The 19576-nt window shown below is 48.1% G+C and carries 17 protein-coding genes; 7 read left to right on the top strand and 10 right to left on the bottom strand.

Annotated elements, in window-relative coordinates; all coding sequences use genetic code 11:
- Positions 1 to 12: 12 nt before the first annotated feature.
- The 3 genes from hpnK (at position 13) to hpnI (ending at position 2893) form a co-directional block, all read left to right on the top strand.
- Complete coding sequence (gene hpnK / locus AM1_RS26200) at positions 13 to 888, top strand: hopanoid biosynthesis-associated protein HpnK (RefSeq protein ID WP_012165954.1); 876 nt, start codon at positions 13 to 15, stop codon at positions 886 to 888.
- Positions 889 to 956: 68 nt separating this feature from the next.
- Positions 957 to 1718: an EamA family transporter gene (locus AM1_RS26195; protein WP_238549085.1), complete on the top strand. Its 762-nt coding sequence runs from the start codon at positions 957 to 959 to the stop codon at positions 1716 to 1718.
- 23 nt (positions 1719 to 1741) lie between these two features.
- Positions 1742 to 2893, top strand: coding sequence for a bacteriohopanetetrol glucosamine biosynthesis glycosyltransferase HpnI (gene hpnI / locus AM1_RS26190; protein ID WP_041660547.1), 1152 nt, complete (start codon positions 1742 to 1744; stop codon positions 2891 to 2893).
- Between the two features lie 1075 nt (positions 2894 to 3968).
- Here hpnI and AM1_RS26185 read toward each other — a convergent pair.
- The 3 genes from AM1_RS26185 to AM1_RS26175 all read right to left on the bottom strand — a co-directional run bounded on the left by AM1_RS26185 (position 3969) and on the right by AM1_RS26175 (position 7148).
- Entirely contained in the window at positions 3969 to 4220 is a 252-nt protein-coding gene (locus AM1_RS26185; RefSeq protein WP_012165950.1) for a hypothetical protein, read from the bottom strand.
- Positions 4221 to 4292: 72 nt separating this feature from the next.
- Positions 4293 to 5060, bottom strand: coding sequence for an imidazole glycerol phosphate synthase subunit HisF (hisF, locus tag AM1_RS26180; protein WP_012165949.1), 768 nt, complete (start codon positions 5058 to 5060; stop codon positions 4293 to 4295).
- Between the two features lie 69 nt (positions 5061 to 5129).
- Positions 5130 to 7148, bottom strand: coding sequence for a right-handed parallel beta-helix repeat-containing protein (locus AM1_RS26175; RefSeq protein ID WP_012165948.1), 2019 nt, complete (start codon positions 7146 to 7148; stop codon positions 5130 to 5132).
- Positions 7149 to 7318: 170 nt separating this feature from the next.
- Here AM1_RS26175 and gloB point away from each other — a divergent pair, with 170 nt between their 5' ends.
- Entirely contained in the window at positions 7319 to 8092 is a 774-nt protein-coding gene (gloB, locus tag AM1_RS26170; protein ID WP_012165947.1) for a hydroxyacylglutathione hydrolase, read from the top strand.
- Positions 8093 to 8109: 17 nt separating this feature from the next.
- On the opposite strand, the gene mraY is transcribed toward gloB, so the two are convergent.
- The 3 genes from mraY to AM1_RS26155 form a co-directional block, all read right to left on the bottom strand.
- The gene (gene mraY, locus AM1_RS26165; RefSeq protein ID WP_012165946.1) at positions 8110 to 9225 is read right to left on the bottom strand and encodes a phospho-N-acetylmuramoyl-pentapeptide-transferase; all 1116 of its coding nucleotides are present in this window, start codon (positions 9223 to 9225) and stop codon (positions 8110 to 8112) included.
- Between the two features lie 10 nt (positions 9226 to 9235).
- Positions 9236 to 9454, bottom strand: coding sequence for a DUF3134 domain-containing protein (locus AM1_RS26160; RefSeq protein WP_012165945.1), 219 nt, complete (start codon positions 9452 to 9454; stop codon positions 9236 to 9238).
- A gap of 145 nt (positions 9455 to 9599) precedes the next feature.
- Complete coding sequence (locus AM1_RS26155; protein WP_012165944.1) at positions 9600 to 11528, bottom strand: ABC-F family ATP-binding cassette domain-containing protein; 1929 nt, start codon at positions 11526 to 11528, stop codon at positions 9600 to 9602.
- 85 nt (positions 11529 to 11613) lie between these two features.
- On the opposite strand from AM1_RS26155, the gene AM1_RS26150 reads away from it, so the two are divergent.
- Together AM1_RS26150 and AM1_RS26145 are read left to right on the top strand one after the other, a co-directional pair.
- On the top strand, positions 11614 to 12492 hold the full coding sequence (locus AM1_RS26150; RefSeq protein WP_012165943.1) for a DUF72 domain-containing protein: 879 nt from the start codon (positions 11614 to 11616) through the stop codon (positions 12490 to 12492).
- A 105-nt stretch (positions 12493 to 12597) separates the two neighbouring features.
- Positions 12598 to 13977, top strand: coding sequence for a serine/threonine protein kinase (locus AM1_RS26145; RefSeq protein WP_012165942.1), 1380 nt, complete (start codon positions 12598 to 12600; stop codon positions 13975 to 13977).
- A gap of 15 nt (positions 13978 to 13992) precedes the next feature.
- On the opposite strand, the gene AM1_RS26140 is transcribed toward AM1_RS26145, so the two are convergent.
- Positions 13993 to 14937, bottom strand: coding sequence for an endonuclease/exonuclease/phosphatase family protein (locus tag AM1_RS26140; RefSeq protein WP_041660544.1), 945 nt, complete (start codon positions 14935 to 14937; stop codon positions 13993 to 13995).
- A gap of 140 nt (positions 14938 to 15077) precedes the next feature.
- Positions 15078 to 15998, bottom strand: coding sequence for a DUF4434 domain-containing protein (locus AM1_RS26135; protein WP_012165940.1), 921 nt, complete (start codon positions 15996 to 15998; stop codon positions 15078 to 15080).
- A gap of 136 nt (positions 15999 to 16134) precedes the next feature.
- On the opposite strand from AM1_RS26135, the gene AM1_RS26130 reads away from it, so the two are divergent.
- Positions 16135 to 17511, top strand: a complete 1377-nt coding sequence (locus AM1_RS26130) for a cytochrome P450 (protein WP_012165939.1) — start codon at positions 16135 to 16137, stop codon at positions 17509 to 17511.
- Between the two features lie 12 nt (positions 17512 to 17523).
- On the opposite strand, the gene purH is transcribed toward AM1_RS26130, so the two are convergent.
- Entirely contained in the window at positions 17524 to 19098 is a 1575-nt protein-coding gene (gene purH / locus AM1_RS26125; RefSeq protein ID WP_012165938.1) for a bifunctional phosphoribosylaminoimidazolecarboxamide formyltransferase/IMP cyclohydrolase, read from the bottom strand.
- An 86-nt stretch (positions 19099 to 19184) separates the two neighbouring features.
- On the bottom strand, positions 19185 to 19529 hold the full coding sequence (locus AM1_RS26120; RefSeq protein ID WP_012165937.1) for a carbon dioxide-concentrating mechanism protein CcmK: 345 nt from the start codon (positions 19527 to 19529) through the stop codon (positions 19185 to 19187).
- Between the last annotated feature and the right edge of the window lie 47 nt (positions 19530 to 19576).

The following is a 19576-nucleotide window of genomic DNA, read 5'->3' as shown; positions in this document are numbered from 1 at the left end:
GTTAGGGCGGCAATGACATCCCCACGGTATGTAATCGTCAATGGTGATGACTTTGGATTTTCCCATGGGGTGAATGAAGGTATTATTCAAGCCCATACTGAAGGCATTCTCACCAGTACCAGTCTGATGGTGGCAGGGGAGGCGGTTGACGAGGCGGTTGACCTAGCTAAGCAGCATCCCAGTTTGGGCGTGGGTCTGCATGTGGTGTTGGGCTGTGGCAAAGCAGTACTGCCTCCTGAGCAAATTCCTCACTTGGTGGATGAGCAGGGTCAGTTCCCTGATAATCCGGCTCAGGCGGGCTGGCGATACTACTTCAATCAGGCGGCTCGCCGAGAACTACACCAAGAAATAGAAGCCCAACTTCAGTGCTTTCTAGCAACAGGTCTGTCCCTTTCCCATGTGGATGGACATTTACACCACCATGCTAATCCTGCCGTCCTGAACGTCTTAATGGCTTTAGCGCCAAAATACAACATCCCCATCATCCGGCTTCCTTATGAGGAGTTGACCTATACCTTAAAGGCAGATTCCCAGGGCTGGCTAGCTAAGGGACTGGGCTGGTCTGTGTTTCGACTGCTGCGTCGTCATGGGGAACGGGTGCTTTCGGTCCAGGGGATACGGTATGCTGAGCGGGTCTACGGGCTTTTGCAATCTGGCGCTGTAACGGAGTCCTATTTGATGAGATTAATTCCCCAAATTCAGGCCAATGTTGTAGAGCTATATGCCCATCCTGCCATCGCATATCCCCATGAACCGATCAATGGCCCTGAGGGAGCGGGAGAGCGGGAGCTGGCGGCGTTGCTTAGCCCACCTGTGAAAGCGCAGCTCCAGGCCAGTGGATTTCAATTAACCAATTATCCTGAACTCATCGCTTCAGCCGCATTTTGATCAATTTCCTGCTTATCTTCCTGCTTATCTCTACTCAAGTGCTCGGTGATATTTGGCTGAGTCGGGGGATGAAAGTATTTGGTGAGATCACGTCATTTCATCCGGATGCCCTAGGGCAGTTAGTCGGTTATTTATTCACAAGCCCTTGGATTGGCTTGGGGGTCGTCACCCTCACGATTTCTATGCTCATTTATCTCGTATCCCTGACTCGGCTGGATATGAGCTTTGTGCTGCCCATGCATGCCTTTAGCTATGTTCTCAATGCCCTTATGGCTTGGCTGATTCTGAAAGAACCGGTTTCTTTAGCCCGTTGGTTGGCGGCAATTTTTATCTCGTTGGGCGTGTTTATTGTGGGTTGGAGTAAGCGAATAGACGATCGCAAAGCCCAGTTGCAGCAAGACGCTGATCCCAATATAAAGTCCTCTTGGATGCTGCTGCTGCCCTTGAGTTTCTACTTGCCCAAGATGTGGTTAGGCGTGTTAGTACTGGTCTTGGCTGACTGTACGGCAGATATTTTGGTGGCCCGTGGCGTCAAGAAAATTGGCAAGTTTTCAGCTCGGTCTCTGACCTCCATTCTGCAGTGGCTGAAAAGTGTATTTGTAAATCCAGGGGTATTAATCGGGGTTGCAAGCTATACCGTTTCATTTTTGATGTTTATTTCCCTCTTGAGCTGGGCTGATATTAGCTTGGTTCGCCCGGCTACCGGCCTGGGCTACATTATCAATCTCTGTGGTGCCCACTTTATCCTTAAGGAGCATATTTCTTCAGGACGGTTAGCTGGCATTATTGTCATTGGTTGGGGTGTGGGCATTATTTCTTTAACGGGTTAGGCCCCTGTTTCCATGTTGGGTGTATGACTGCTTATCTTCCTTGGCTAATCTTTCCGTTTTGCTGCACGGCGGTACTGTATTACTGCTATGCCATCTATGCGACGGTTGATTTTTTCCGTCAAGACCATCGGGTTGATCCTGACTTTCATCCTCCGGTGACCATCCTCAAACCCCTATGTGGCGTTGATGTAAACACCTACGAGAATTTAGCTTCCTTTTGCCATCAGGATTATGCTGAATATCAAGTCATCTTTAGCGTACGGGAGGCGACGGACCCCTGTCTTCCCGTTGTAGAGCAGCTAATTTTGGCATTCCCTGATGTGGATATTGAGTTGGTAGTGTGCGATCGCACCATTGGTACCAATCTGAAAGTCAGCAATCTGGCCAATGGGGTGGAGAAGGCTAAGCATGACGTGATAGTGCTGGCCGATTGCGATATTTTGGTTCAATCTGATTATTTACAGCAAATTGTTCAACCCTTGGCTAACCCTGAAGTGGGCGTGGTGACTTGCCTCTATAATTCTTGGGCTAAGGGCTGGTTAGCTGGATTTGAAGCCTTGGGGATTACCACCCGCAACCATGCCAATGTACTCGCGGCCCATAAATTGGAAGGAATGCATTTTGCCTTTGGTTCCACTATTGTGATTCGACAAGCGGCCTTAGCCAAGATTGGAGGTTTTGCGGCCTTAGCAGATCACCTGGCTGATGATTTCCATATGGGGAATTTGCCCACCCAAGTAGGCTATCAGGTTGTTTTGTCCCCCTATATTGTGGAACATCAACTGGCGACCACAAATCTATCTGAATTCTTTCATCGACAAGCTCGCTGGGCTCGGTGTATCCGTGTAGAGCGTTTCTGGGGCTACGTGGGGTTACTGTTCACCTTTGGCACCACAAGTGGAGTCTTATTTCTGCTGGCAACTCAAGGGTCCATTTTGGGGTGGTCTGTACTGGTCGTTATGCTAGCTAGCCGCTGGTTAATGGCTTGGGTGATTGCGATCTACTATCTTCATGATCGGGTGGCTCAGAGGCTATGGTGGTTGGTCCCCCTGCGGGACTTGATCAACTTTGCCATTTGGGGCTATGGAATGGTGGGAACGACAGTGGAATGGCGTGGATATCGGTATAAGCTGCGCAAAAATGGCAAGCTTACCCAAATAATTTCCACTGGATAGTGTTTTCTGGCTTTTTTATTGCCTGGCAATTCAACGATAAAACAAACCCCTGCTAGCCATCAAAACTAGCAGGGGGCTTTAATCTACGGGTGATCAATAAGCGCTTTTACGCGTACTGAGAAGCATTAATTCGGGCGAGTGACTTGAATATTTGATTGCACAGGATATTGGGCATTTTGGTTGGAATTAAAGACGTTAAAGACCAAAACAAGACAATAAGCAAAAATTAGCGTTAATTCAATGGTTACCAGTTTCCAGATCTGCATTTTTCCCCCTAAAAAAAGACAAGGTTTAGACAAGATTTATCTAGGATAACGCATATGCAAAAAACAATGATAATTAAAATCTTAAAAAAGGAATAGTGTATCAGTTAATACAAATTTCAATATTCCAGAAGCAATGTCTAGCAATGCTTATATGCGTTTATCCCTGGTAATAGAAAATTGAAATATTAGTCTTTTTTGGTAGAATAAAAACAATACCAACTGCTTATTTCACCTAGGAGAAAGGCGTAAATCAAAAAGATGGCTGGACTAATTAGCGATAGTATTAAATCCTTTCTGAAATTTATGTGTAATTGTTTTAATTTTGTTAAATATATTAATGTTTGGCCCTAATTGAGTAAAAAGAGTATTCCCATTTTTAGCTGATCCTGATCAAACACCTCCCTTGGTCCAGAAGATGCACGATGATAATTACCTTAGAATCCTCTCAGGTATTGCCTTTGAGGCTTGTTAGTTCAGAAAACACAAAATATTGACGGACAAGCCAGGAGTATTCGGATCACGGAAAGGCAGATGTTTGCAGATAAGTCCAAGTTTGGAGATGTACTCAGATATACCTGGTTGTGGATGTTTGTTACCCAAAACAGTGCAGTTGTATGCCATCCTCTCAAGAAGCTCAACCGCCATAAATAATATATGGTGCTTTTACAGGGAAAAGGGCTGAGACTAAGCGACTATAGAATTGAAAATGTTTAGAACCGAAGTTTTAAGCTAATTTGAAGGGGTTAAGGCGCCTGGTTGATGCTTCGTTAACCTAAATATTGATACTTGGATGATGAGCTGAGATAATTTCAAAAGATTGAAGAGAAATGGGAGACCACCATTAGGGGCAGATTAGAGGCCTGAGCAGAAACGGATTCTCCACCCGTTATATATCCCATGCAGCCATCCATTAGCATATAAACTGCTACGAGGCCTATTGCAGACACAGCGACGAGTACCCCCGCAAAGATGAGAGACTTCTCACTGGAGTGGTGAGCCATCTTCATTAATTGCAAGGACCACATCACAAGTCCAATAGCACCGACAAGCAGAATAATCATAACTTTACTAATTTTAATAAAATTAAAGACTAATCCACCACAAATCTGTGATTTTACAGTTTGATTTAAGAATTAAGCCAGGCGGATCGGAACTCGGTGATCCTGCAAATGAGTTTTTATTTCTGCAATAGAGAGCTGCCCGTAGTGCAGTAGGGATGCTAGCAAAGCCGCTTCAGCCTTACCGTCTGTCAAGGCTTCCCGAATATGATCACAGGTGCCCGCGCCACCAGACGCGATCACGGGGATCTCGACTTGTTCGGCAATGGTGCGAGTCAGTTCCAAGTCATATCCAGCTTGGGTACCATCCCCATCCATGCTGGTAACTAAGAGTTCTCCTGCACCGCGTTCTTCCATTTCCTTGGCCCATGAGATCGCATCTAAACCTGTGTTATCGCGACCGCCACGCACAAAGACATCCCAGCCGGAATTGCCATCATCACGACGACGGGCATCTATGGCCACGACAATGCATTGCCGACCAAATCGTTCGCTGGCTTGGTTTACAAAGTCGGGATTACGGACGGCGAAAGAGTTTAAGCTGACTTTATCGGCTCCAGCTCGCAACAGCTTTTTAATCGTTTCTAAGGATTGGATCCCACCGCCTACGGTCAGGGGAATAAAGACGGCTTCGGCAGTCCGGTACACCACATCAAAGATAATGTTGCGATCTTCATGGGTGGCGGTGATGTCTAGGAACACTAACTCATCGGCTCCAGCCTCGTTATATATTTGGGCGAGTTCAACCGGATCTCCAGCATCTTTTAGGTTGACGAAATTCACCCCTTTGACGACTCGTCCAGCTTTAACGTCTAAACAAGGCAAAATTCGCTTGGCTAGCATGGCTCATACTCTTGCAATGGGATAGGACAGGAATGTTCGGTGAACATCCTGGCCAAATATTATCCTAAGCTACTCAGTCCTATTTTTTGATTCGGATGATTCTATCGGCCAGAGAGGCCAGTGCACTTCACCTGCTTGGGGCCAGTTTTGGAATGGACCTGGAAAACGAGGGGCATTACTGATCGGCGTCCCCCAGAAGTCTCGACTGGGAAGGGGCAAGGAGGGAATGGCTAGTTGAGGAACGACGGTTGGATCGGCGACCTCTAAATTGGGCGTGTTGACCCCTAATGTAATCGCTCCCTGGGCAATGGCACCATTCACAACCTCACCCCCTTGAATTAAAGGCGCAACGCTATTCGTGTCATTCCCTGTTAGCTGCTGCCACCAAGGTAGCGGTAAAGCGAGGGTCTGACTCCACTGATCAAAATTGGGTTGTTCTGCCTTGGGGAGTTGACCTGTTGCAAAGGCTCTCTCTAGGGTGGCAACAATGGATTCTCGTTTCACAAATTTAGACTGGTGGTTCCAGACAAATCGGTGAGGGGCTTGGCCTTCCCACTGCCATAGGGTGCCATTAATCAGCAGATTGTAGTCAGATTTATTATCTATTTCGGGTTCCGAAGGGAACGGCAGGCTCATATGACCGCGATAGTTATCAACAAAAACATTGCCGTAAACCCGCTGTCCGCTTGTGGCCGCTTGCTCAGAAGTCCCATCTGCTTTGGCATACTGGCGATCCGTAACCGTTCGCATATACACGCCAAAGTGAGTGTTGGCCTGTAACCAGTTGTGAGCGATGGTGACGCCGCTAGCATCGTGAGTATAGATGCCTTCTCCTAGGGCTGTAAAAGCAACCACATTGTTATCGACCAAAATGGGACCGCCTCCCAATTCGATGAAAATGCCAGCCCCTTGATTCCCCAATACAAGATTGCGGCTGACGCGGGCATCTCGGTAGACGTTATCGACCCAAATGCCAAAGCACTCATTATCGCGGAGGACATTGCCAATAATCTGGCCATCTACAAACCCATGAACTTTGATCCCCCCTGTTTCTGGCGCTTTAAAGCCTAAACGGTTATTGCGTTCAATCACGTTGTAGGCAATCAAGGATGCAGTTTGATTCCAACCCGCAATTCCCCCTGCACCGTTGTCCGTCACTCGATTATGCCGAATCACGTGATATCCCACGCCCTCCGGGATCGGTTGCTCTAAGCCATCAATGTCATAGCGTCCTTCACTACCACTATCAATTCCCAGGCTTTTAGCAAAGCGAACGGTGTTGTTTTCAATCAGCCAATGATGTCCTGAGCGGGTACTCAAAATGCCTGCTTGGGGAGATTGACTGCGCCAAAACCCGCTGGGAAAGGGGTTGGCCCCATGCTCCATCACAAATCCACGAACATGGATATAGCCTAACCCGCGAATTTTAGGGGCAAAGACGGCTCGACGGGTGCTGACTTCTAGTAAAGGAGGCTTTGAGACGGGATAAGCCTGGTCTAGGTGAACTTTCAGCCAACGTTGTTGGGGATCAAAATACCAAGTTCCGGGTTGGGAAGTCAGGGTTTCTTGATCGAGTACTTGGCGTAGGGGCAAACTTTGACAAAAAACTTGACCGCGTAAATACCCTTTTTGCATTCGCTCCAGCTGCTTGGTGAATGGATCCGTATCTGGAAACAGGTTCTTGGGCAGGGGACCTTCCCAATCAGCGGATAAGGTGGATGACTCATGGTCGGATACGGGCGTTGCTGACCAAACCTCTGACCCTCGGAGGACGACAGTTTCTCCGGGGGCAGCTGCATAGACAATTGGCTGATCCGGGTTTCCACTCCTAGGAGGTGTGACTCGCTCTCGGTAAATACCGGCATGAACCAGGATGGTCTCCCCGGGCCGAGCCTGCTGAGCAGCGGCATTAATGGTCTGAAGAGGCTTATTCTCGGTGCCAGGGTTGCGGTCTGATGCAGCGGGATGTTGCTGGGCAACGACTAGCTGATGATTGGTTTCTGCTCGGAGATTCCATGAGTTTAAGCCCCAAAGACAGACTGTCAGAAGGAGAGACAGCAAAATGAAGGGAATTTTTTGGCAGCGCATTGTTCAAGGATGAATAACAAAGCCGATATGCCTAGTTAAATCCTATGCAACAAAGAATGGTGTGATTGGAGTCGCAAGGTGGCTGATGTCAGCAGTGCAACCCGGCTTTCAACAACGGTTGGAGTCGCAAAATAATAAGATATCAGTGATATAGAATTTTGCGATCGCCCATGCAAATCCACCGACTACCGGCCTTTTCCGATAACTACATTTTTGTCCTCCATGATCCTGGGCAGAATATTGCCGCCGTGGTTGATCCAGCCGATCCTCAGCCCGTACTGAAGAAATTGGCAGAGTTGGGGGCTGAGCTGGTCGCCATCTTCAATACCCATCACCATTCGGATCATGTGGGGGGCAATCGAACCCTCCTCCAGGCTTTTCCCAACACCGTTGTTTATGGAGGAGAGCAGGATCGAGGTCGGATTCCCGGCCAGCAACACTTTCTAAAAGAAGGCGATCAAGTCTCTTTTGCTCATCGCAGGGCTGAGGTTTACTTTGTTCCCGGCCATACCCGAGCCCATATTGCCTATTACTTCCCCCCTACGACAGGAGAAGAATGGGGGGAACTGTTTTGTGGCGATACCTTGTTCGCAGGGGGATGTGGACGTTTGTTTGAGGGCACTCCGGCCCAGATGGTGGACTCTTTAAGCAAGCTGCGCAACTTACCGGAGACCACCCGAGTCTGGTGTGCCCACGAATATACCCTCAAAAATTTGCAGTTTGCCCTGACGGTAGATTCAGACAATTCACACCTAAAAAATCGCTTTAAACAGGTGCAAAACGCTCGGAATCTATCCCAACCGACTGTTCCCTCTGATATTGGCTTGGAAAAACAGACCAACCCCTTTCTGCGGTGGGATCAGCCCCATTTAATTATCCATACCAAAAGCAATACCCCGGTCCAGTGTTTTGCACGGCTACGGGGTATGAAAGATCAGTTTTAATAGGTGTAATAGAGAAACTAGCTGAGGGCATTCAGGCCGCAGGCCGCCACCGCTAAAACGGCAACGCAAGCGTAAAAGGTGGATACAACCCGGACTTCGGGCCAGCCAGATTGCTCGAAATGGTGGTGAATGGGGGACATTTTGAAAAGGCGTTTGCCCACCCCATCAGGCCCCTTAGTGGCTTTGTAGTAGGTCACTTGGGCAATTACGGATAGGGACTCTACTAGAAAGAGTCCACTCAAAATCAGTAATGCCCATAAGGTATTGGTAATTAATCCTACAGCCGCTAGAGCACCGCCCAAAGCTAACGATCCGGTATCACCCATAAAGACTTGGGCCGGATTATGGTTGTGGGCCAAAAATCCTAAACAGCTTCCTGAAAAGCAGGCACAGAAGATCATCAGTCCTGGCCAACTCGGTGCAACCACAAGGGCGAGTCCGAGGAATGCGATCGCACTAGTGCCCGCCGCTAATCCATCCATACCATCCGTTAAGTTAACGGCGTTACTTTCTGCTGCCACAACGAAGGTAGAGATAGCTAAAAACAGCACGCCGATTGGAAGGCTAAGCCCAAAGGGTAAAGCCAACCCACTAATGTCTGAGCGGGTTAAAAAGAGCCACAATCCAAAGATCAGACCACTGCCTAATTCGATGCCCAATCTCAACTTTGCCGAGATACCCTTGTTAGATTTTTTGCGCAGGATTTGCCAGTCATCAAACCAGCCCACCAAACCTAAACAGAGGGTAAGGAGGACTGCTGCAGATACTTCGAGTAAATTAACGCTATTGGCGGCGACCCAAGCCCAACCTAATACCAAAGCCACCGGCATAAAGAAAATGCCGCCCATGGTGGGGGTGCCTGCCTTTTTTAGGTGACTCTGGGGACCGTCTTCTTGGATGACTTGGGATGCTTTGAGCGATCGCAACATTGGAACTGCCCAAAATCCCAATAGCGTAACCACAAGGGTACTAGTCCACAGAGGGGCCACAATCGTTAAAGCAGGGGTGTCAATACGGCCGGAGTAAATATCCGTGGCTAAAGCGACTCCACTGAGACACAGGAGTAATAACCAATACAAATTACGGCCAGCCCCAGATCGAGTTGACGCAGTGGTCTTATTTGCAAGGACCATGTTTTTTTACTTATTCCTCATCGTCATCCGCATCGTCATCGCCCCCCATCAGGGCATTGATTTCTTCGCTTTCCTCTTCTTCTAAGACCGTTTTGGCCCGTTCCTGGGTATCTCGATCCATTAACCGCCCCGATCCTTCCAGCCATCCCAGGATGGATGCATCTTGTCGGGACTCCATGATCGGAGCTTTCTGTTCGCGAGGTTGTTCACGGAGAGATGGATTTTCCATTGTTTTTGATGACGAAAATGATTATGCTTGCGCGGATGCCGCTTCTTATCTTACTCAGATAATGGGAATTTGGCACTCTTCAAGCATAGAGCGCTGTCAAGCCTGAGGAAAAATTTCCTGATCGTTAAATAAAAATTCCTTAACCCTACGATTCCAATTCGGCTAACTCCATCCAGCGCTCTGTGGCAGTCTCAATCTCTGCTTCCAAGGTGGCGAGTTGATCAGAAAGCTGTTGCACCTCGGAAAAATCACTGGGAGGTGAACCGTATAGGGTTTTCTCTAATTTGGCTTTCTTTGCTTCCAGTTCTGGGATTTTATCTTCTAGGCTGGCAAACTCTCGGCGCTCGTAGTTAGACAGGCGACGTGATCGAGAAGATGATTGGGGCTTCCCCTTTGCTTTTTCGGGGACGGATTCAGCAGACTTATCTTTTTCCTTGGGGTGGCTCAGTTCTGCGTCTGCTTCAGACTGCTTGATATCTAAATAAATAGAATAGTTGCCGGGATAGCGGCGAACTTGAGAATCCTCTAGAGCAAAGATATAGTCTACGGTCCGATCCAGAAAATAGCGATCGTGAGATACAACAATGACGCAACCATTAAAGTCTTCGAGATACTCCTCTAAAACGGCTAGAGTCTGAACATCTAAATCATTAGTTGGCTCGTCCAAAATCAGCACATTGGGGGCACTCATTAGTATCCGCAGTAAAAAAAGCCGCCGTTTTTCTCCTCCAGATAGCTTGTGAATGGGGGCATACTGCTGATTACCTGGGAACAAGAATCGCTCCAGCATCTGGGAGGCTGAAATCTGACTGCCATCCGCCGTTTTGACAAACTCCCCGACCTCTTTGATGTAATCAATCACTCGCTGCTCCTGATTGGCTGCGGCCACCAGATCATCTGAATGTTGGTCGAAGTAGCCGATATGAATCGTAGTGCCTATCTCGACTTGCCCTTTATCTGGCTCAACTCGCCCAGTCATAATGTTCATTAAGGTGGATTTGCCAGTGCCATTGCCACCAATAATGCCAATGCGATCTTCAGGGCTAAATTCGTAGGAAAAATCCTGAATCAACGTTCGATCACCATAGCCCTTGGAAATCTGGGCAAGCTCAATCACCTTTTTGCCAATCCGACGCCCCGGTGTATCGATATCGACTTTGCCCTGAGCTTCCTTAAAGGTTTGATCCTGCATAGCATGGATCCGGTCAATCCGAGCCTGCTGTTTAGTACTGCGGGCCTTTGGCCCCCGTTTCAGCCATTCCAACTCCCGCCGCAGAATGCCCTGGTGTTTACGTTGGCTCTTAGCGGCTGCCGTTTCAGCCAACGCCTTCTTCTCTAGGTAATAGGAATAGTTGCCAGAGAAGGTATACAAGTCCCCCCGATCAATTTCCAGAATCCGATTGGTAACTTGATCCAAAAAGTAGCGATCGTGGGTAATCAACAACAGCGCCCCTCGATAGCGCTTGAGATAACTCTGTAGCCATTCCACCGATTCCGCATCAAGATGGTTGGTGGGCTCGTCCATTAACAGCAAGTCAGGCTCTGAGAGCAGAGCAGTTGCCAGGGCAATGCGCTTGCGATAGCCACCGGAGAGATCTCCGACTTTAGCCTCAAAGTCCGTAATCCCCAACTTGCTCAAAATAATTTTGGCGTTGGTTTCCAGTTCCCAGGCCCCCGTCGTCTCCATCTGGGCAGATATTCCAGCTAACTTCGCCATCAGGTTTTCAAGTTCGGCTCCCTCCACCTGAGACATTTGATGGGACAAGTCCTCGTAGGTACGGACGAGCTGCATCTGCTCACTACTGTCATTAAACACCTGATCAAGCACAGTGCGTTCGTCGTCCAGATCGGGTTGTTGGGGCAGATAGACAATGGTGGCCCCTGAGTTGACCTGGCGTTTACCCCCATCAATAGATTCCATCCCAGAAATCATCTTTAGGACCGTGGACTTGCCGGATCCATTCACACCGATCAGACCAATTTTGTCATCGGGTTCAATGCTAAAGCTGGCCTCTCGCAGAATTTCCTTGATGCCAAAATCCTTGCGAATTCCCTGCAGCGTTACAATGCTCATCTGATTTGTGGTGAGATAATAAGGAGATTTCCCTCTTGAGAAACGGGTCTCAAGGAAGCAAACACTCCAATTGTAGGGGGAAACCATGACTGCATCATTATCTGAACCCAAGGGTAATTTCTATTTAGGCTGCGCCATTTGGGCCTATAAAGGTTGGCTAGGGGATTTTTACCCCCAGGGCAGTTCCTCCAGTCGGTTGTTACCGCTTTATGCTGAACGGTTAACTACGGTTGAAGTGAACGCTACATTTTATTCCACCCCATCTCCTGAAACGGTCCGTCGCTGGGCGGAACAAACCCCAGACACCTTTCGCTTCTGCCCCAAGTTTCCCCGCACCGTTTCCCATGCTGGTCTTTTACACCCCCATAAAGATGAGGCGGTTGAGTTTATCCAGCTTATGCAAGGTTTAGGCCCTCGCTTGGGGCCGCTGTTCGTTCAGCTTCCTCCCAGTTATGGTCCACAACAATTGTCGGACTTAGAAACGTTCCTGACAGAGATAAAGCCATCTGATGTGCCCATAGCTGTGGAAGTGCGGCATCCGCAATGGTTTCAGCCGCCTTATGCAAATCAGTTCAATGATTTGTTGAGTTCACTCCAAATTGGCAGAGTATTGCTGGATTCGCGTCCCATTTATCAAGGACCGGACGATCCACAAGTGCATTCTCAACGGCGTAAACCGAAGCTACCTCTGCAGCCTGTTACCACAGCGCCCTTTACGGTGGTTCGCTATATCAGCCATCCGCAAAGGGAATTAAATGATGTGTTTCTAGGAAATTGGATCAATATTCTGCAGACGTGGCTGCGACAAGGAATTGATACTTATTTCTTTGTCCATTGTCCTTTGGAAGAACAGTCCCCCAGAACTGCCCAGTTGTTTCAACAGCTTTTACAGGAACAGATCGCGATTCCACCGTTACCGTGGAATCAACTCACACCTCCTTCCACCCAGCTCAGTTTGTTTTGAAATAATCGAGCTTGCTGAACTCAAATCAGTTGCCCTGTAAAGGATTGAAAATAGCGATTATTTTTTCACGAGTTAAAATAGAAATATCAACAAGTTCTTTAAAAAATGGAATTATTACTTCACCAGTCCGGTGAACACATTGCTCAGCGCTACGAGATTTTAGACGTTTTGGGACAGGGTGGAAGTGGTATTACGTATCGAGCGAAAGATCGGCTTACGGATCGACAGGTAGCCTTAAAAGTTCTAAAGTTACGCCAAGCAGAAAGCTGGAAAAAAATAGAACTGTTTGAGCGAGAAGCCCAAATTCTATCTCAGTTGGATCATCCAGCTATCCCCCGTTACCTCGACTATTTCCAAGTTGACCTGCCTGAAGATCGGCAGTTTTATATCGTCCAAAACCTAGCTGAAGGCACCTCCCTCGCCGATTTGGTCCACGAGGGTTGGCGAGCTAGCGAAGAAGAAGCCAAACAGATTGCCGAACAGGTTTTGGAGATTTTGACTTATCTCCATAGCCTGCCCTCGCCTGTGATTCATCGAGATATTAAACCTCGTAATTTGATTCAGCAGGATAATCAACAGATTGTTCTTGTTGATTTTGGAGCGGTTCAGGTTAGCGAGTATGGCTCAGAAACCTATGGCAGCACTGTGGTTGGCACTTATGGCTATATGGCTCCAGAACAATTTCGGGGCAAAGCAACCCCGGTGACGGATTTATATGAGTTGGCAGGGACACTGTTATTTTTGTTGACAAGACGACCTCCCACTGCTTTACCGGAACATCACTTTAAAATCGATTTTCGCGATGAGATTGAGGTATCTACGGCCTTTGCCAATTGGTTAGAGATGGTGCTGGCTCCCATGCCAGAGGATCGATTTGAATCTGCAGCAGAGGCTTTGGCTGTTCTCAAGGGTGAAAAAGCCATTGAAGACTGTAAAAGTGGAATGGTTCGTCAACCTACCGGAAGCAGAGTCAAGTTGGAACGCAAGGGCGATGGCATGATCATTGATGTCCCTATCACTTGGCTTAGTCTCGATGATTTAATCAAAGCGCTTCTCAGTGTTGTTCTATTGGTAGCTGGTAGTAGTATCCTGTGGTTGCCATTCTCACCAGAAGTGTCAGCAATTGCCAATCATAATATTGCAGCTTTTATTATCTGTATATTTTGTGCGTTCCCTTTTGTAGGGACAGGTGTTGTGTTTGGGGTTGATCTGATTTTTCGGATGAGACGGTTCCATTTGGAAATCAATCGAACCGACTTTAAGCTTCGTTGGTCCTTGCTGGGAATCAAGTATCAAACTTCAGGTAGAACCCCTGATATCGATCAGGTCGCTTGGATTATTAAACGATTACCGTGGCAGGACACAACCAAAGTTTGCCAGATCCGGACTGGCTTAAAGACTTATCAGTTTAGTGGGGATTTGGATAACTTAGAGAATGAGTGGTTAATTGCAGAGCTACAAGACTTCTTAAAGTTGGCGGCTTAGAAGGCGCGTGGTTGTCTAGGTCGGTTCTAGAACAGTAACAATTGGCTTGTGATCGGAGCCCCCTGTCTGCCCCGTCCAGGTTTTGAGAACGGTAAAACCTCGCGTTTCGATGTGGTCCAAAGGGATTTTGATATATCGGGTAGTCAGGGTTTGATTGAAATACCACGTTGCCCAAATCCACTGGCGATGACCTGAATTTTGAAGCTGGCTAATTCGCTCAAAACGCTGAAAATACGGTGACCAAGGGGTTGCATTAAAATCCCCTAAAACGATCAGCTTTCCCTCTATAGATTGACTGGCTTTGGCAAAGGTATCCAATTGCCGATTCCGGATATGAAAAAATCCTGGAATGATGGGCACAGGGGGGTGAATCCCAATGATCGTTACTGGGTTACCCTCCACTTGCAATTTTGCCACCAGGCTAAAGGTTCGGCCTTTGGTCGTAACCCCAAAATCATTCGTAGTCGCTTCCAGGATCGGATATCGACTGAACAGGGCATTATTACTACCTTCCGTTCGATAGTCATGGGGATAACTCAGCCGAGATTGCAGTTCGGCCATCATGGGTTTGCTGACTTCTGACAGGAACAAAATATCTGGATCTTCACCCTGAATTGATTGTGCGATCGCATCGGTATTGGGATTGTCAATCCAGATGTTGTAAGCCATTACCCGCATCCCATCAGGAGTTGACCCCAATTGGGGAAGACCGACCCAATTAATCACAGGAGCCACAATCAAAATTAGGATGAGTGTGGCAATACTCAAGCGAGCTGATTGCTGTCGCAGCTTCGGGATGGCGACGACCAGGATAAAACTTAAGCAAGGGATGACGCACCAATAGGGCCACAGCTCAACTAGGAGGGCCAGGAGCCAACGGAATTTCAAAGGACTGTAATAAACCAGTACTTCCAGCCCGCTGATGAGCAGTATTGCACTAGATATCAACCGAAAATACATAAGGGCTAAAAGCTGGATTTAAGTTGGGTTGAGAGAAGATTTCTATTCGTGTTAGACGTGAGTCGTGGGTTGCGTGCATCCTTATCCCCCTTAACTCCCCCAGAGGCTGCAAGCTACCCCAATTCCTCAAAAGCGGACATTCAATCTAACTCCCCCGCTTTTCTTAGGTGGTCACAATAGCGATTAAAGAGGTTCTTAGCCGCTGGCCAGCAAGAATTGGGACTCATAAAATGGGAAAACTCAAAGGTAATCAGCTTCTCCACCCCAGATTGTTCTGCCGCCTGCATTTTCCACCACAGTTTCCGCCAGTCTAGAGGCGGAAAGTCAAAGGGAACATCTCGATCAAAGCTTTCCACATTGGACCACGCCTGCATCCCATGTTTAGTGATGAGTTCACGGTTTGCCCTCAGAAAATCCGGCAAGTCATCATAATCCACCTGCCCGTCTTGGAAAGCAACAATATCAACGGCACCTGCTAATACCCCTAGAATTTCATTCCAGTCTTCACAATGCTGATCCAAGGAGATCGGATCATCGACTAATTTACGGCCATGTAAATAGGGGGAAATCATATTCGGCAGATGCGGAGAAAGCCCTTTGCAGTGGGCACCCAACTGCCTCAGGCATTCCACCCGATGTTTCTCCATCTTGCCCAGCTCAAAGGTGAGATACCAGCCCTTAAAGGCGGACCGATGTCCATATTTCTGCCAGACTTCATCGATAAAGTCTTTACCCAACTGCACCTCTTGATCTAAGGTGCGCTCCCTCGACGGTCGAGTTGCCGAATCATAGGTGCCAAAGAAAAAGGCCATCTCATTTTCTTCGGCTAGGTCTAGAAACAACTCCACTAGATCTTCATAGACCGGAAAAATATCAGCCTGCTCTGACAGTACCTGGGAGGGACAAACCGCAGTTCGACCGACTCCAGCTCGAATCATAATTACCGTATCAATACCGATAGATTTCATAATTCGGAAATCTTCGGCCCATTCGGCTCTTCCCCAGTTATTGGATGGAATGTCGTGGGTAATCTCATCCAAAAAAGTACCGGAAATTCTCATAATATCCTGTGCGGCTGTTTGACTTCATTACTATACGCTCAATCTCTTGAGATGAAGCAAAATCAACTTCCTACCCGATCTAATTAGCTTTGATAGAATGCAGCCATAACACACCAGATGCAAGTGAACAGTACCTATGCAAACCTTGCCTTCTCCCAAAACACCGACGCCCGTTCAATCGACTCAGTGGATCTTTGATCCAGTGGGTTATATGAAGACAAATTTCAAACGGTACGGTGACCTATTTGAAGCCTGTGTTCTTTGGGGCAACTCCGCGCCTTTAATTATGGTTAATGATCCCAAAGCTGTTCAGTATATCCTCACTCACGATACGAGGAAGGAGTTTACCTCACCGGGGGATGTCAACAAATTGTTGGAGCCCCTGGTTGGTAAAAGGAACATGATGTTGCTGAGTGGTAATCAACATCAAAACCGAAGACAATTGGTCTTGCCCCCTTTCCATGGAGAGCGACTCACCGTATATGGGGCAATTATTCAGCAAATTAGTAATGACTTAATCACGCAATGGCCTTTGCATGAGTCCCGAAATACCCGTGAAATCATGCAAAAAATCACGATGCAGGTCATCCTAAAGGCTGTTTTTGGGCTACATCAAGGCGAGCGCTATCAACAGCTGGAACAATTGCTGCGGATTCGATTAGATATGACGGGGTCCCCTTTGGCGTCTGCCATCGTTTTCCTGCCTTGGTTACAAAAAGACTACGGTTCCTGGAGTCCCGGAGGCCGACTACTTAAAATTGCAGCTCAAACGGATGAACTACTGTTTGCTGAAATTGCGGAAAGAAGGGCCAATCCTGACCCGGATCGGGTCGATATTCTGTCTTTACTGTTAGCGGCTCGGGACGAAGACGGTAACGGTCTGACTGATCAAGAGCTGCGGGATGAAATGATGGGGCTACTCGTTGCCGGTCATGAAACGACGGCGACAGCCTTGACTTGGGCAATGTACTGGATCCATTCTTTGCCAGAGGTGAAGGGTAAGCTGATGGCTGAACTGGATGCTGTTACGAATCCAAATGATCCGTCTGAATTTCTCAAGCTCCCTTATCTCACGGCAGTCTGTAACGAAACCCTACGAATTCATCCCGTGGCGATGCTGACATTCCCTCGGCGAGTGGAGATGCCAATGGAGCTATGTGGCTATCAGCTCGATCCCGGCATGCTGATCATGGGGTGTATTTATCTCATCCATCAGCGGGAAGATTTATACCCCAACCCCCAACAGTTCCGCCCTGAGCGGTTTCTTGAGAAGAAGTTTTCTCCCTATGAGTTTTTGCCGTTTGGAGGAGGGGTTCGACGCTGTGTTGGATCGGCCTTGGCTCAGTATGAGATGAAGATTGTGTTGGGAACACTTCTAACCCAGTGTGATTTTGCCTTACTGAATAAACAGCCCGTTCGGCCTGGACGTCGAGGGGTTACTTTAGGGCAAAAACAATCTGTTCAGATTCAGAAAAAGGGACTGCGATCGCAGCAATCACTCCAAACGGTCTGATTCCCGAAGGGATTAGTGGAGAAAATGACGGGTGCCCGTAAAGGCCATCACAATTCCCAGTTCATCGGCAGCTTGAATGGAATCTTTGTCTCGAATACTGCCACCAGGCTGAATGATAGCCGTAATTCCGGCAGCGGCGGCTGTGCGGACCGAGTCATCAAAGGGGAAGAAACCGTCGCTAGCTAGGGTTCCACCTTGAGCTTTTTCCCCTGCCTGCTGCAGAGCAATATTAACCGAGCCCACTCGGTTCATTTGGCCTGCACCAACCCCCAACGTGGTGTGATCTTTGGTCACCACAATGGCATTGGACTTGACATGTTTGACCACTTTCCAGGCAAACAGAAGTTCCGCTAACTGAGCCTCAGTAGGCTTCGCTTGGGTAACAATCTGCCAATCAGCAGGGGGCGTTAAGGTTTCATCAGCGGCTTGGGCCAGCCACCCCCCTGCGATCGCTTTTACCGTAACCGCGGGACCACTGACCAAATCCGGTAGCACCAACACCCGTAAGTTCGACTTGGCCTGGAGGACAGCCGCAGCCTCAGGTTGACACTCAGGGGCAACAATACACTCCAAAAAGGTTTTGGTGAGCACCTGGGCCGTATCGGTATCAATGGCACGATTCATAGCCACGATACCGCCAAAAGCAGAAACTGAATCGGCGGCTAGGGCTTTTTCATAAGCCTGGAGCAGGGTTTCCCCTTGGGCGACGCCGCAAGGGTTGTTGTGTTTGAGAATCGCTACCGTGGGTTGGGTTTCGGCCTGAGCAAATTCAGCGATTACACGCCGAGCAGCTTCTAAATCAACCAGATTGTTGTAGCTGAGTTCCTTTCCTTGGAGCTGTTGAGCAGCAGCCCATCCCGAAGCCGTATCGCTTTCTTGATACCAAACGGCATTTTGGTGGGGATTTTCACCATAGCGAAGGGTTTGTTTGGCTGTACCCAAGATGGAGAGCTGGGTTTGGGAATCGGTAGTAGCTAGGGATTGGCGGAGGTGGGTTGCGATCGCACGGTCATAACTCGCCATTCGCTCAAACACCTTAAGGGCGCAAGCCTGTCGAAATGGCAGCGACGTCTCTCCTTCCCCGTGTTTCAGTTCTTGTAAATAAGACGCATACTGCTGAGGGTCACATAACACGGTCACATGGGCATGATTTTTGGCAGCTGCCCGAATCATGGTGGGGCCGCCGATATCAATTTGTTCGACTGCATCTGCCAATGCTTGGTCTGGATCTGTGATTCCCTGAGCTTTTTGTTTGGCAATGGTCTCTTCAAAGGGATATAGGTTCACCACCACTAAATCAATCCCCTGGATATTGTTCTCGGTTAGGTCCTGTACATCAGACTCTAAACTTCGACGAGCCAAAATCCCACCATGAATGCGAGGATGAAGAGTCTTGACTCGTCCGCCTAAAATTTCCGGGGACCCGGTATAGTCTGACACCTTAGTGACAGGCAATCCAGCTTTTTCTATGGTTACCGCAGTCCCTCCACTACTTACCAGGGTAAAACCATATTCATTGACTAACTGCTGGGCTAACTCAACCAACCCAGTTTTATCTGAGGTACTTAAGAGGGCTAAACGCGTCATTACCAAATTCTGAAAACACTACATTGTTGACAGCAGATTGAAGAGAAAGCTGTATTGGATTTTGAATTTACTGCAAGAAGCTGCCACTATTTCCCTTCATTGGCTTGCAGACGATATTCTTCAACTTCAGGTGGGTAACCGATAGGTAGAACTCGCTCTACATTGGGATGAGGACGAGGGATAATCACCCATGTATGTAATACCGCCCCATAGGTGTTCTCCACCACAGCAATCCCAGCATCCATAGCCCGCTTCACTTCGGAGACATCACCTCTAAAACAAATGGCAAATCGAGCACTACCGCCCTTGATGTAACTCACTAAAGTGACCCGGCCAGCCTTGATCATGGCATCCGCAATTGAAAGATTCCCTGGCAACCCAGATGTTTCCAATGCCCCCACGGCTTGCTGAGAGACAACCCCATTCGTCATTCGTCAATCTCCTAATCAAAAAATATAATTCAATCTCGTAAAGATTC

This window comes from Acaryochloris marina MBIC11017, assembly GCF_000018105.1.
GTDB classification, from domain to species: domain Bacteria; phylum Cyanobacteriota; class Cyanobacteriia; order Thermosynechococcales; family Thermosynechococcaceae; genus Acaryochloris; species Acaryochloris marina.
The sequence above is the reverse complement of the archived record's forward strand: the minus strand, read 5'-3'. Positions and strand labels throughout refer to the sequence as shown.

Coding starts and splice junctions, on each gene's coding strand:
- AM1_RS26150 (WP_012165943.1), top strand. CDS start 11,614: ATGACTGCATCATTATCTGAACCCAAGGGTAATTTCTATTTAGGCTGC.
- AM1_RS26160 (WP_012165945.1), bottom strand. CDS start 9,454: ATGGAAAATCCATCTCTCCGTGAACAACCTCGCGAACAGAAAGCTCCG.
- AM1_RS26130 (WP_012165939.1), top strand. CDS start 16,135: ATGCAAACCTTGCCTTCTCCCAAAACACCGACGCCCGTTCAATCGACT.
- AM1_RS26145 (WP_012165942.1), top strand. CDS start 12,598: ATGGAATTATTACTTCACCAGTCCGGTGAACACATTGCTCAGCGCTAC.
- hpnK (WP_012165954.1), top strand. CDS start 13: ATGACATCCCCACGGTATGTAATCGTCAATGGTGATGACTTTGGATTT.
- AM1_RS26175 (WP_012165948.1), bottom strand. CDS start 7,148: ATGCGCTGCCAAAAAATTCCCTTCATTTTGCTGTCTCTCCTTCTGACA.
- gloB (WP_012165947.1), top strand. CDS start 7,319: ATGCAAATCCACCGACTACCGGCCTTTTCCGATAACTACATTTTTGTC.
- hpnI (WP_041660547.1), top strand. CDS start 1,742: ATGACTGCTTATCTTCCTTGGCTAATCTTTCCGTTTTGCTGCACGGCG.
- AM1_RS26155 (WP_012165944.1), bottom strand. CDS start 11,528: ATGAGCATTGTAACGCTGCAGGGAATTCGCAAGGATTTTGGCATCAAG.
- AM1_RS26195 (WP_238549085.1), top strand. CDS start 957: ATGAAAGTATTTGGTGAGATCACGTCATTTCATCCGGATGCCCTAGGG.
- AM1_RS26120 (WP_012165937.1), bottom strand. CDS start 19,529: ATGACGAATGGGGTTGTCTCTCAGCAAGCCGTGGGGGCATTGGAAACA.
- AM1_RS26185 (WP_012165950.1), bottom strand. CDS start 4,220: ATGATTATTCTGCTTGTCGGTGCTATTGGACTTGTGATGTGGTCCTTG.
- hisF (WP_012165949.1), bottom strand. CDS start 5,060: ATGCTAGCCAAGCGAATTTTGCCTTGTTTAGACGTTAAAGCTGGACGA.
- mraY (WP_012165946.1), bottom strand. CDS start 9,225: ATGGTCCTTGCAAATAAGACCACTGCGTCAACTCGATCTGGGGCTGGC.
- AM1_RS26140 (WP_041660544.1), bottom strand. CDS start 14,937: ATGTATTTTCGGTTGATATCTAGTGCAATACTGCTCATCAGCGGGCTG.
- purH (WP_012165938.1), bottom strand. CDS start 19,098: ATGACGCGTTTAGCCCTCTTAAGTACCTCAGATAAAACTGGGTTGGTT.
- AM1_RS26135 (WP_012165940.1), bottom strand. CDS start 15,998: ATGAGAATTTCCGGTACTTTTTTGGATGAGATTACCCACGACATTCCA.